The sequence below is a fragment of the Colwellia sp. SU-HH01217 genome (genome assembly GCF_057543495.1).
The window spans coordinates 58,352-71,179 of record NZ_BAAJLX010000014.1; the positions used below are offsets into that span (position 1 = coordinate 58,352).

The 12,828-nt window shown below is 38.6% G+C and carries 12 protein-coding genes; 2 read left to right on the forward strand and 10 right to left on the reverse strand.

Features of this window, described 5'->3' with window-relative positions; genetic code table 11:
• Positions 1-306: 306 nt before the first annotated feature.
• From recG to AC27G3_RS15230, 8 genes are all read right to left on the reverse strand, one after another.
• A complete protein-coding gene (recG, locus tag AC27G3_RS15195) occupies positions 307-2,385 on the reverse strand; it encodes an ATP-dependent DNA helicase RecG (RefSeq protein WP_487123060.1) in 2,079 nt (692 codons plus the stop codon).
• Between the two features lie 19 nt (positions 2,386-2,404).
• Positions 2,405-3,112 (reverse strand): tRNA (guanosine(18)-2'-O)-methyltransferase TrmH, encoded by a 708-nt coding sequence (gene trmH, locus AC27G3_RS15200; protein WP_487122974.1) that lies wholly within the window; start codon positions 3,110-3,112, stop codon positions 2,405-2,407.
• Positions 3,113-3,159: 47 nt separating this feature from the next.
• Positions 3,160-3,549, reverse strand: a complete 390-nt coding sequence (locus AC27G3_RS15205) for a RidA family protein (protein ID WP_487122976.1) — start codon at positions 3,547-3,549, stop codon at positions 3,160-3,162.
• Between the two features lie 43 nt (positions 3,550-3,592).
• On the reverse strand, positions 3,593-5,701 hold the full coding sequence (gene spoT, locus AC27G3_RS15210) for a bifunctional GTP diphosphokinase/guanosine-3',5'-bis pyrophosphate 3'-pyrophosphohydrolase (RefSeq protein ID WP_487122978.1): 2,109 nt from the start codon (positions 5,699-5,701) through the stop codon (positions 3,593-3,595).
• 263 nt (positions 5,702-5,964) lie between these two features.
• Positions 5,965-6,252, reverse strand: a complete 288-nt coding sequence (gene rpoZ, locus AC27G3_RS15215; RefSeq protein ID WP_487122980.1) for a DNA-directed RNA polymerase subunit omega — start codon at positions 6,250-6,252, stop codon at positions 5,965-5,967.
• Between the two features lie 132 nt (positions 6,253-6,384).
• On the reverse strand, positions 6,385-7,056 hold the full coding sequence (gene gmk, locus AC27G3_RS15220) for a guanylate kinase (RefSeq protein WP_487122982.1): 672 nt from the start codon (positions 7,054-7,056) through the stop codon (positions 6,385-6,387).
• A gap of 154 nt (positions 7,057-7,210) precedes the next feature.
• Positions 7,211-8,398, reverse strand: a complete 1,188-nt coding sequence (locus tag AC27G3_RS15225) for an amino acid aminotransferase (RefSeq protein ID WP_487122984.1) — start codon at positions 8,396-8,398, stop codon at positions 7,211-7,213.
• 291 nt (positions 8,399-8,689) lie between these two features.
• The gene (locus AC27G3_RS15230; RefSeq protein WP_487122986.1) at positions 8,690-9,400 is read right to left on the reverse strand and encodes a DUF445 domain-containing protein; all 711 of its coding nucleotides are present in this window, start codon (positions 9,398-9,400) and stop codon (positions 8,690-8,692) included.
• Between the two features lie 142 nt (positions 9,401-9,542).
• Between AC27G3_RS15230 and AC27G3_RS15235 the strand changes: the two genes are divergently transcribed.
• Positions 9,543-10,400, forward strand: coding sequence for a peptidylprolyl isomerase (locus tag AC27G3_RS15235; RefSeq protein ID WP_487122987.1), 858 nt, complete (start codon positions 9,543-9,545; stop codon positions 10,398-10,400).
• A gap of 115 nt (positions 10,401-10,515) precedes the next feature.
• Positions 10,516-11,973: a conjugal transfer protein TraF gene (gene traF, locus AC27G3_RS15240; protein ID WP_487122989.1), complete on the forward strand. Its 1,458-nt coding sequence runs from the start codon at positions 10,516-10,518 to the stop codon at positions 11,971-11,973.
• Here the strand turns inward: traF and greB are convergent.
• Positions 11,945-12,445 carry a transcription elongation factor GreB gene (greB, locus tag AC27G3_RS15245; RefSeq protein ID WP_487122991.1) on the reverse strand — a complete coding sequence of 167 codons (501 nt, stop codon included), beginning with the start codon at positions 12,443-12,445 and terminating at the stop codon, positions 11,945-11,947. The genes traF and greB overlap by 29 nt on opposite strands.
• A gap of 74 nt (positions 12,446-12,519) precedes the next feature.
• Positions 12,520-12,792 (reverse strand): hypothetical protein, encoded by a 273-nt coding sequence (locus tag AC27G3_RS15250; protein WP_487122993.1) that lies wholly within the window; start codon positions 12,790-12,792, stop codon positions 12,520-12,522.
• Positions 12,793-12,828 lie beyond the last annotated feature (36 nt).

Here is a 12,828-nt window from a genome sequence, read left to right on the forward strand (position 1 = left end):
TTGATTGGTTAATGAGGTAGTATTTATAATACAAATAAACACTTGATATTATTTATACTATAAAATGAATTGAAATGTAAACGTTATACCTAAAGTTTTTTGTACAAATGTATGTCTTAATTTTGACCACAATAGAAAAAATATTGAATATTGTAGATTTTTTGTAGGGCTATTATGAAGTTAACAGCTAGTGCTAATAATGGAATGATTTGTAAAAAAATGAGCATTAATAAATACGAACAAGCATTAATTTAAACGCAATTATGGCGTTTTCCTAAATAATGCAGGTTGCTTAATCAAGTTTGATTAGGCGTTAGAGTATTGTTCTCGGTTTGCTAGCCACCGATTAATTAGCGCATTCGCATTATCGGGGTAGTTTTGCCAAATAAGGTAAGCTGTTTGTTGGATTATCGGAATAAGAGCTGCATCGCGAACTAAGTCGGCAATTTTAAGCTCAGCAAGACCCGTTTGTCTTGTGCCTAATAATTCACCTGCTCCGCGAATTTCTAAATCTTTTTCGGCAATGACAAAGCCGTCGTTAGATTCGCGCAATACTTTTAATCGCTTAACGGCTGTTTTGGATAGTGGACTCTTGTACATTAAGACACAATGAGAAGCTATACTGCCACGGCCGACACGGCCTCTTAATTGGTGAAGCTGCGCTAAACCTAATCGTTCAGGGTTTTCAATAACCATTAAGCTGGCGTTAGGTACATCAACACCGACTTCGATTACGGTTGTCGCGACTAATAAATGTAACTCCCCTGCTTTAAACTGCTCCATAATTTCTTGTTTTTCATTGGCTTTCATTCGACCATGAACCAGACCAATTTTTAGCTCTGTTAACTGCGCTTGCAAATAGTGCGCGGTGTCTTCAGCAGCTTGGCATTGCAGTACCTCAGATTCTTCAATAAGTGTGCATACCCAATATGCTTGCCTATTATCATTTAAAGCACTTTGTCTAATTCGCTCAATAACATCGTCACGGCGGGTATCTGGCATAGCGACCGTGGTGATAGGTGTACGACCAGGTGGTAACTCGTCAATTACCGAAGTGTCGAGATCGGCATAAGCGGTCATAGCAAGGGTGCGAGGAATAGGCGTTGCTGTCATAATTAATTGGTGGGGATAATTACCATCAAACGCGCCTTTTTCTCGTAAGGATAAGCGTTGATGGACACCAAATTTATGTTGTTCATCTATAATAATTAGCGTCAGTTTATTAAACACTACTTGCTCTTGAAATAAAGCATGCGTGCCAATTACTAACTGCATATCGCCGCTTGCAATATGTTCCAGAGCAATTCTTTTGGCTTTTACTTTTGTTTTACCAGCTAACCAACCAACACGAATATTTAATGGTTCAAACCACTTTTGAAAATTAATCGCATGTTGCTCAGCAAGTATTTCGGTAGGTGCCATTAAAGCGACTTGGTAACCTTGGCCAATAGCGGTGAGCGCTGCTAGGCCAGCGACTAAAGTTTTACCTGAACCGACATCGCCTTGCACTAAACGCATCATAGGAATAGGTTTGGCGAGATCTGTTCGAATTTCATTAACGACTCTTGCTTGAGCATTTGTCGGCGAAAAAGGTAATTGCGCTAAGAATTTTTCATTTAATTGCTCGTCAATCGTTAAGGCAACGGCTTGATGTTGAACAAGGCTTTGCTTGAGTTTTAGCATACTCAAGTTATGAGCAATTAATTCCTCTTTAATTAATCTTAATTGAGCCGGATGTTTTCCTTCTTCAAGTTGAATAACGGATGTTTCTGGCGGTGGTCGATGAATTAATGCCAATGCTTGGGCAAGAGAATAAGGCTCGTCTAAATATGCTTTGGGTAAAAACTCTTCAACTTGACCGCGCTTAAGTCTAACTAATGCTTGTTCGGTTAACATTCTTAACGAGATTTGTCTGAGCCCATCTGTCGTGGGATAAACAGGCGTTAAGTTTTCTTCAACGGGCGTTAAGGGTTGGTCTTGATCAAGGGGTTTGTATTCTGGGTGTACAATTTCAAATCCACGTGGCCCTCTATTAATTTCACCATAACAGCGAATATTGCTGCCAATAGCTAAGTTATTTTTTTGGCTAGCAGTGAAGTGAAAAAACCGAAGATTAATGGTACCCGTACCATCATTCAAACTAACCACTAACATTCGGCGCTTACCGTTAACTATTTGATTATTAGTGATTTCACCAATAATATTAGTATGAGTTCCAGGTAATAAGTCTCGGATAGTGGTTATGCGTGTTCTGTCTTCATAGCGCAAGGGCAAATGAAACAGTAAATCTTGTAAGCTATGTAAATTTATCTTTTCGAGTTTTTTGGCCATGCCTGGGCCAACACCTTTTAATACGGTCACTGGCGTTTGGGCAAGGTTGCTTATTCCATTAAGCAAAGGTTTGTTAGTCATCTATTTTTTGCCAAGCGTCCTTGGTCATTTGCATTTTTTGCCACCAATCTTCACTGGCAACAATTTGTCCATCTTCGTCGATGCTAGGGTAAGGGATACCTTTGCGTTGGCATGCTTCGGCAAAAATAGGGTGGCCACCTTCAAATAAAACTTTTTGACGGCGCTCTTCACTTAATGTTGGTTTATCGTACATACCAGCTAATTGACGTTGGCGCTGTGCTTCATACAAAACTACAGAACACGCAACAGAAACGTTGAGTGATTGCACCATTCCAACCATAGGAATAACAATATCTTGATCCGCTAACGCTAATGCGACATCTGAGGCACCAAATTTTTCTTGTCCTAAAATAATAGCGGTCGGCTTAGTGTAATCTACTTCACGAAAATCAATTGCGGTGTCAGACAGGTTGGTCACTAAAACTTGCATACCTTGCGCTTTTAACGACTTGATCGCGTCTTCTGTTTGACTGTAATTGTGTACATCAATCCAGTTATGGCTGCCTGCTGCGCTGCCTCCACGTACTTGCATTTGTTCGTTTTTCCAAATGGCATGTACGTCGCTCACTCCAATGGCGTCACAGGTTCGCACAACGGCAGCTAAATTATGAGTTTTATGAACGCCTTCCATACATACGGTGAGGTCTGGCTGGCGTTTGTCTAGCATTGTTTTAATGCGTTGATGTCTTTCGGGTGTCATTAAGTTGCTCAGTTGTTAGCGATAAAATATAAACAATATAAAAGGAATTAATCTACGTTAGGTAAATCCATAATACCGTCAATTTCAATTTCAACATCCTTGGGTAAACGAGATACTTGAACCGCAGCACGGGCGGGATAAGGTTCATCAAAGTATTGACTCATTACTTCGTTAACTGTGGCGAAGTTACTGAGATCAGTCATAAAAATGTTCACTTTTACCATATCGTTAATGGTGCCGCCTGCTGCTTCACACACACTGACTAAATTTTTAAACACTTGCTGAGTTTGCTCGGCAAAGCCGCCTTCTACAACTTCCATGGTCTCAGGGATAAGTGGGATTTGACCTGATAAATACACGGTGTTTTTTACTTTTACTGCTTGGCTGTATGTGCCGATTGCGCTTGGTGCTTTTTCTGTTGAGATAATAGTTTTCATTTATATTTCCTAATGAGTGTAGCTTTACTTAATAGTGATGTTTTTATTTGTTACGAATAACGCGTTGAACATCTACCATTACTTTAATTTTTCTGATGATATCAGCAAGGTGAATACGATCGCGACAGGTAATTTCCATGTCAATGGTGTAGAGCCCTGAGTCTTTTTCACCAGAGTTTAAGGTGTGTACGTTTGAACCACATTTAGCAACAATGTTCGTTAATGCGGCTAATGCGCCTTGATGATTGATAATTTCAATACGCAATTTTGCAATAAAGTCTCGATTAATATCGCTATCCCATTTCACTGGAAATAAGCTGCCTTGCTCATGGCCTTTAATATTACGACAACCTTGTTGATGCACCATTAACCCTTTACCAGGACTAAGATAGGCGAGAATAGAATCGCCCGGAATTGGACGACAGCATTTACCATAGCTAACTAACATGCCTTCGGTGCCTTTAATTGGCATTTTGGCTTTTGTGCTAGGTGCTGGTAAAAGAGAGTCTTCAGTAAACTCATCAGTGAGTCGTCTAGCGATACCGATACTCAGTGCATTACCTAAACCAATATTAACCATTAATTCATCAAAGCTATGGTTACCTGTTTCTTTAACAACTTGCTCAATCTTATCTTTATTGATGTCTTCTAGTTTTTTCTCGCCTAAAGCATGACTTAATAAACGTAAGCCTAATGCGCGAGATTCCGTTTTTTCTTGTGAGCGTAAATAGGTACGAATTTGTAAACGGGCTTTCGCCGTAACTACAAAGTTTAACCAAGTAGCATTAGGTCTTGCTGCTGAAGAAGTGACAACTTCGATGGTTTGGCCTGAATCAATAGGATGGCTCAACGGGTAAGGTTTACGATCCACTTTAACACCTACACAAGAGTTACCGACATCGGTATGTACTGCATAAGCAAAATCGACAGCTGTTGCGCCCATAGGTAATTCAATAATGCGGCCATCGGGCGTAAAGACATATATTTCTTCAGGAAATAAATCAGACTTTACGTTCTCGATAAATTCGAATGAGCTACCAGCGCTTTGTTGTAACTCCAACAAAGACTGCATCCAACGACGGGCTTTCATTTGTGCGGTAGTGCCGCTTTCGTCGCCATTTTGTTTATATAACCAATGCGCAGCAACGCCTTTATCAGCCATTTGATCCATGTCATTGGTACGAATTTGAATTTCGACAGGGATACCATGAGGGCCAATTAATGAGGTGTGCAATGATTGATAACCGTTAGTTTTGGGGATCGCAATATAATCTTTAAAGCGTGACTCGATAGGCTTAAATAAATTATGCACTGCACCTAAAGCGCGATAGCAATTATCGAAACTGTCTTCAACCACAACTCTAAAGGCATAAATATCCATGACTTCATTGAACATTAATTCTTTGTTGAGCATTTTGCGATAGATAGAATAAAGGTGTTTTTCTCGACCTATTACTTGCGCCTTAATACCACTTTCTTTTAAGCGAGCAGAAATTTCCTCGCTGATATTATTAATGATTTCTTTACGATTACCACGAGCTTGTTTAACCGCTGATTTCAGCGCGCGTGAACGCATAGGGTACATTGCTTCGAAACCTAAAATTTCTAACTCGTTTTTAATGCCATGAATACCTAAACGGTTAGCAATTGGTGCATAAATTTCTAAGGTTTCTCGCGCAATACGACGGCGTTTGTCAGGTCGTAATGACTCGAGTGTCCGCATATTATGTGTTCTGTCGGCGAGTTTAATTAAAATCACTCGAATGTCTTGCACCATGGCAAGTACCATTTTTCTGAAGTTTTCGGCTTGTAATTCTTCTCTGTTATTAAATTTTAATTTATCGAGTTTACTCACTCCTTCTACTAACTCGGCGACTGTATGGCCAAAAAGCTCTGCAAGCTCGTCTTTGGTGACGGGTGTGTCTTCAATCACATCGTGCAGTAGTGCGGCCATTAATGTTTCGTGATCTAACTTCATATGAGCTAGGTTTAGCGCAACGGCCACAGGATGAGTAATATAAGGATCGCCGCTAGAACGCATTTGTCCTTCGTGCGCATCTCTTGCCACTAAATAGGCTTGTTTCAGCAAATCTATCTGTACTTTTGATAGATAGCTAGAGACTAATTCTTTTAAGGGTTCAAATAGATACACCTAAAACTCCTGCACGATAAATTTTTGATTGGAAATGGTATGCGACTATTCTCGTAGAATACGTGTATTTAAAGGCAAAGCCAAACATTTCAATGGAGATTAAAACGTTTTTTTTCAAAATAAAAAAAACGCGTGATAATTATGATAATTATCACGCGTTTCAAATCACTCAATTAGATTATACCAGTTCATTAATTAGACGATCATCTTTAATCAGTAGAAATGATCACATCGTTAGTGAAATTGATATGAATTACCTAATTTTATAATTCTTCTTCTTGTTGTCCACCAACAATTGCCGCTACTGCGTCTAACTCAGCAGTATCTTGCTCAATTTGAGTGTGACGGTCATAGCTATCCATGATTTGAGTAGTAATTAAACCTTCTTCAATTTCACGTAAAGCTAGTACAGTTGGTTTGTCATTTTCTAACTCAACCAATGGATCTTTACCGCCCGTTGCAATTTGACGAGCACGACGTGATGCAACTAGCACCAAATCAAAACGATTACCGACTTTATCTACGGCATCTTCAACAGTTACGCGAGCCATTTGGTCTCTCCAACAATCAAAATATATAAAATAGTTGCGTAGTTTACTTAGCTAACGGCTATTAAGCAAGCAATGACTAGCGAACTAGGCAGTAAAAACTCAATTTTTTGTTATGTTAAGGTTTAATAAAATTTAACTACTTGTGAGCTCTTCAAACAATTTTTGATGTTTAAGGGCTTGTTGGCTTTGCTTCAAACGCTGGTTATTTACAATAGTGCGTAAGTCGAGTAATGCTTGATCAAAGTCATCGTTAACAATAATGTAGTCGAACTCTGCAAAATGTGAGCACTCACTTTTTGCTGCAGCCATACGGTCTTGAATAATCTCATCAGAATCTTGACCTCGACCTCGTAAACGACTTTCGAGCGCTTCTTTGGACGGCGGACAAATAAAAATAGTCGTTACCTCTGGTTTTTTCATGCGTACTTGTTGTGCGCCTTGCCAGTCGATATCTAAAAATACATCAATACCTTGAGAGAGTTGATCATCTATCGCTTTTTCAGAAGTCCCATAGAAGTTGCCAAATACTTCGGCATATTCATAAAAAGCTTTTTGATTGATTTGCTTTTTAAACTCATTCACCGAAACAAAATGATAATGTTCACCATTGTTTTCACCAGGGCGTGGCGCACGTGTGGTATGAGAAACAGAAACTTGCATGGGGCGCGCTGCATTATTTTTTTCACAAGTGCTAATGTCTGCGTTATTTTGAGTTTGCTCAGGATTTAATAAAGCATTGATCAAGCTTGATTTTCCTGCACCGCTCGGCGCCGAAAGAATGAATAGGTTACCAGTTACTGTCACGTTTTATCCTTGGAGTAATCGTTTTATTACACTAATATTAATTATAGCTAGGTGTTAATAAGTGCATTGTAATACTTTTATGAATAAGGGTAAAAGAAAAGGCTGAGCTTCTTTCGAAGGTCAGCCTTTTTATCGATAATTGTCGACAGGTTTATTACAATACTTTAGCAATAGACTGCGCTAAGTAATCAACGTTTTGATTCGCTATGCCTGCAATACTCATACGGCTAGAACCTACCATATAAATACTGTACTCATCTTGTAATTGTTGTACTTGCTCAGGGGTTATACCTAAGAAAGAGAACATGCCTGATTGACGAGCGATAAAGCTGAAATCGCGTGTAACACCATTTTCAACTAATTTATCAACTAACAATTGACGATTGCCGTTAATGCGATCGCGCATTTCTTTTAGTTCGCTGTGCCATTGGGCAGTCAGTTCTTGAGAGCTTAAAATGGTTTCAACAATTGCAGCACCATGAGCTGGCGGCATAGAGTAAATACCGCGGATAACATAGGCTAAAACCGAAGCAACTAAATCTGCTGAGTGGCTTGATTCAGCAATTAAGGTACAAGCGCCAATACGTTCGCGGTATAAACCAAAGTTTTTAGAGCATGAGCTACATACAATCATCTCTTTAACGTTTTCGGCCATTAAACGCAAACCATAAGCATCTTCATCTAAGCCAGCACCAAAACCTTGATAGGCCATATCAATCAGTGGTGTAAAACCAACACCTTTGGTTACTTCAACCACTTGTTGCCATTGCTCGTTGGTTAAATCCATACCGCTTGGGTTATGACAACAAGCGTGTAATAGCACAACATCGTCAGATGAAACTTGTTTTAGCGCCGCTAACATGCCGTCAAAATCTAAAGTTTTGTTTTCATAATCGTAATAAGGGTAAGTTTTAACGATTAAACCTGACGCTTCAAAAACCGCTTTATGGTTTGCCCATGTAGGATTAGACACCCAAATAGTCGTTCCTGATTTACACGAGTTAATAAATTCGCCAGCAACGCGAAGTGCGCCTGTTCCACCCGGTGTTGAAAAAGTACGAGCGCGGTTTTCGATTAGCACTTTATGAGCACCAAAAATAAGCTTGCTCATTTCTTCATTAAATAAAGGCGAGCCAGTTGGACCAATGTAAACTTTACTGTCTTCGGTATCTGTTCGATGTTGCTCAGCTTTTTTCACACAATCTAAAACTGCGGTGTGACCAGCTTCATTCTTGTATACACCAACACCCAAATCGATTTTTTGTGGGTTAACATCTTCTCTATATTTAGCCAACAATCCTAAAATTGGATCGGCTGGCAAAGCTTTCAAACGACCAAACATGACTCCGTTTACCTTATTTCTGATGGACTTTTTTCAATAATTACGCCGTCGTAATTATTTTATCATATAGCCCTAGATTTAAAGAGCTAGCATAGCTTAAATATAGGGGTAAACTAAAGCATTTTGTGTGAAAAAAAACAGTTGGTTTTATGCCAATTGGCACTATCAAATAACGAGGGAGTTTATGAATGTTTTCTGTGGAGGTTACAAAGTTTGTCAATCTGACAAAAATGCGGCAACTTTCAGCAATTGAATCGTTACCGCATAGTGAAAATAATAAAAGTAGTGGTATTAAAAAGTCTTAGTAATAGCAGCAATCAAACCAATAACTCCGCCAAATACACCACCCCAAACGACTAACCAACCTAAGTGTTTTCTGATCATCGTTTGAATAATATCTTTAACTAATACAGGAGTTAATTCGTTAAGGCGTTGTTCAATAATATCACTAACTTTCTCTTGCATGCCTTCAATTACATTGGGTTGCTCAAGTTCAGTACGCAACATTGCATTGAATTCGTCACCTTGTGTTATTTCGCTAACCGTAACTTTCATTTTTGCAATAAAAGGTTCTTTTAGGGGAACTAATGCTTCACTACCGCCAACCATCGCTAACATGCCACCAAATGAGGAATTTTCAATAACATCAACTAAGCTATCAAAAGCCGGAGCTAAGTCGACTTTTTCGATGACCGGTGATAAATCGATAGCCTTAGCTGTGCCTGATTCACTCGTTAAAAAGCGGTCAATATTTTCTTTGGTAAAAAATTGTTCCATCATTAAATTACGAATACCTGCTTTAAAGTCTTCAAAGCGGGCAGGAATTACGCCTGAGCCATATAAACCTGGAACTTTTTCAAAGAGCATATGCACGGCTAGCCAGTTAGTTATTGCACCAGAAAGCGCAAATAAACCAATAGTAAATACTATAGGTTGGGCAAGAAAATAGCCTACAACAGTTAACGCTAGGGCAATAAGGTTAGTGATAATGCTTTTATTCACAATAAAATCCATCAAAAGGTTAAATATTTTCGGGCATAATAACAACTTTGGCTAATGCCAAGCAATAAAGTAATTAACTTTAGCTCTCTCGTAGGTAATAATTACCACAGTTGTCTGAATTGTTTTTGTTGAATGAGTGAGAATGTTGATGAAAAAAATTATGATGCTAGCCAGCTTGTTAATTATTAATTCATGTGGCGCAGCTGATTCAGGAGAAATTCAATGGCGTCAATTAGAGCTGCAAAATACAATCTTGATGACCTTACCCCAAGGAAAGGTGGTTGTTGAATTAACACCCCAATTTTCACCTAATCATGTTGCACGATTTAAAACACTCGCTCAAGAAGACTTTTATCAAAACACTTCATTTTATCGTGTTATTGAAGGTTTTGTTGCTCAAGCAGGTCCAAAAGATGGGAGTGATAAAGATAAATCTATCACTAAGTTGGCTATCGAAGACCAATGGACCACTAATAAAAGCTTTTCTTTTACACCCGTACAACAGCAGGATTTATTTGCAGAGCAAACAGGTTTTAAAGATGGCTTTGCTATTGGTTATTCAGCGAAAGAGCAAAAAGCTTGGTTAACCCATTGTCCAGGGACGTTAGCAATGGCGCGTGAAACAGGCAAAGATACTGCGACAAGTCATTTTTATTTTTCAATTGGTCAAGCGCCTCGCTATTTAGATCGCAACATGACAATTTTCGGTCGGGTAGTTTATGGTATGGAACATATACAATCGATTAAAAGAACATCAACCATTGAAGGTGAATTTGCCGTAGATAGCCGAGATCATACTAAAATTATTGATATTCAACTGATGTCTGAACTGCCAAAGGCGCAGCAACTGATTATTGAAGTGGAGGATACCGGCAGCGAAGGTTTTGCGAAACGGTTAGTAAAAACACGCCACCGTGATAATGATTTCTTTTACCATAAACCACCACCTGTTTTAGATGTCTGTCAAATAGTTGTGCGAAGTCGATTAGGTGAAATTTAAATTCAGCACTAATACAGTAAATTCAGGTGATTTATATAATTTTATCGCTTATTTTAATATAATAATTCGAGTATAGCGTTCTATATTATTGCCATAAAGGAAGGTTACCGCAGTTATGATTATTCATTTTTATTCCAATAAAAGGTTTTTACTATTTATTGGGCTTATCATACTTTTCACTCCTGTTGCTTGGGCAGATATACAGCCGCGAAGTGCAAGTTTAAATTATTCTCAAAAATCCTTGTTTAATGCGGGAAATCCAGCTGCAGCAGCATTGGTTATTGAGTTAGATGATCCACAAGTTATGAAAGGCGGCGCTATAGAAATTGGCGGTGGTCTTGAATATGGCGATTTGGATGATTTATTTGATAAGATTGATGAATTATCGAGTGATTTCAAGTCACCTAGTGATACTAGTGGTATAGATATTCCCACATCAATTGAAGGCTCAAATACAGATTACACATGGGATAATTTATTACTGGAATATCCTGACTTGGAAGATAGAGTGGGGGCGATAAAAAACAAAGCGGTGGCTTCAGCTGCGCTGCTTGCTATTATCGCGGCTGAAGGATATGGAAAAGCAGAAGCGACCAGTGAAGCGAGTTTTATTCTCAATGATAATTTATACAAGGGTACGCTGTTGATGGGCTTATCCTTTAAAGGTAATGCCAGAGCTACCGGACTTTTTGAAAATATTGAATTTGATGCCGAACAAGCAAAAAGTGCATTAGAAAGCTTACCTAGCTTTTCTGAAAATGATCCCGTACAAACGTTAGATTTATCTGGTGGTATTACACTATTTTATAATCCTCAAAATAAAAAAACTAAATTTACGATAGATAATGACAGTTTATTGCTAATTAAAGCGACTAAAATTGCACAATTTTCCCTATCGTATAGCCATAAAGCATTTGAGAACGACTTAGGTCAATTATATTGGGGAGTAAAACCTTCATTTTATCGGGTCGGCTTAACAAATGTCAGCGCGCGTCTTGGTGAAATTACAGACTCTGAAGCATTATTTGATGATATTAGAAATACCAATTTTATTTATAAAAATGGCTTTGACATGGATCTTGGCCTCGTTTGGTCGTCATTGCATTATCAAGTAGGGATGTCAGTTACCAACTTGATAGAACAGACATTTAAATACCCAGAAATAGATGAATCAGCTTTCCAATCTACTGAAATATTAAAAAAAGTTGATTTTAATAAAGAATTTACCATGCAGCGTCAAGTGAGATTAGAAGCCGGTATTTTTACCGAGCAAAGAGATTGGAGCCTGCATGCAGAAATAGATGCAAATCCTGTTGAAGATCCAATGAGAGATAAGTATCAGTGGGCAACCTTAACCGCAGGTTATGCAACCGATAGTTGGTGGCTGCCCAGTGCAAGAGTCGGTTTAAGTCGAAATTTAGCAGGGACTAAACTCAGTTATTTAAACGCTGGCATTACAGTAATGAAGTTTATCAACCTAGATATAGCCACCACTTTAGATACGGTTAATTTAGAAGGAGATAAAATAAGACGTGGTATAAATGTTAGATTGGGTGTTCAGTTTGAATACTAGCTGTATATCGAATTGCGATTATGTCAAACACTCTTTCGCCATCAGGGGTTTGAACTACGACTTCATCATCAACTTGCTTACCTAAAAGCGCTCTTGCCATAGGAGAATCAATACTGATGTCCCCTTGCTTTACATCCCACTCGTCTGGGCCGACTAATCGATAAACCTTAGTTTCATCGTCTTCATTGATCAGTGTTACCCAAGCGCCAAAGAACACTTTACCTTCTTGCTGCTTTTCAGGGTATACAATGGTTAAATCATCGAGTCGCTTCATTAAAAAACGAACGCGCCTGTCAATTTCTCTTAATCGCTTTTTGCCATAAATGTATTCGGCATTTTCACTACGATCACCTTGGGCTGCGGCCTCTGAGACTGAACGAGTAATTCTAGGACGCTCGTCTTTCCAAAGAAATTTTAATTCTTGATCGAGTCGATCCCAACCCGCTCTAGTGATGTAGTTTGATTTTTTCATGATCTAGTCATTAATCGTTAACCGTTTGAAATTGTATTATATGTATAATTTCACTCAGTTACACGCCTTAATCACTAATGGCGAACATCAAGGCTGGAAGTAATATTAATTACACCTTCCTCGTTGATGGTTGCAGTTTTATTATTTAAATGCAAAACCGCAATTACCCTAGAGTAAACGTTGCGAGTAAAACTTAATGTATAACCAAATTGCCCTAAACTCGATAGGGAAAATTGCTGAGCTAATGTCAATTGATCCCACATAGTGTCTAAACAAGGTGGCTCTGTCATTCTACGATCGTTAGTTGCTTTGGTTTGTTGAGTTGTCTCTATCGTTGAACATTGCATAATTCTATCTCTTACTTTTTTTAGTTAACTTTAATA

Excerpts from the sequence above, each read along its gene's own strand:
- trmH (WP_487122974.1), bottom strand. The coding sequence starts at position 3,112 with ATGACACCCGAAAGACATCAACGCATTAAAACAATGCTAGACAAACGC.
- AC27G3_RS15205 (WP_487122976.1), bottom strand. The coding sequence starts at position 3,549 with ATGAAAACTATTATCTCAACAGAAAAAGCACCAAGCGCAATCGGCACA.
- rpoZ (WP_487122980.1), bottom strand. The coding sequence starts at position 6,252 with ATGGCTCGCGTAACTGTTGAAGATGCCGTAGATAAAGTCGGTAATCGT.
- AC27G3_RS15225 (WP_487122984.1), bottom strand. The coding sequence starts at position 8,398 with ATGTTTGGTCGTTTGAAAGCTTTGCCAGCCGATCCAATTTTAGGATTG.
- AC27G3_RS15235 (WP_487122987.1), top strand. The coding sequence starts at position 9,543 with ATGTTGATGAAAAAAATTATGATGCTAGCCAGCTTGTTAATTATTAAT.
- traF (WP_487122989.1), top strand. The coding sequence starts at position 10,516 with ATGATTATTCATTTTTATTCCAATAAAAGGTTTTTACTATTTATTGGG.
- greB (WP_487122991.1), bottom strand. The coding sequence starts at position 12,445 with ATGAAAAAATCAAACTACATCACTAGAGCGGGTTGGGATCGACTCGAT.
- AC27G3_RS15250 (WP_487122993.1), bottom strand. The coding sequence starts at position 12,792 with ATGCAATGTTCAACGATAGAGACAACTCAACAAACCAAAGCAACTAAC.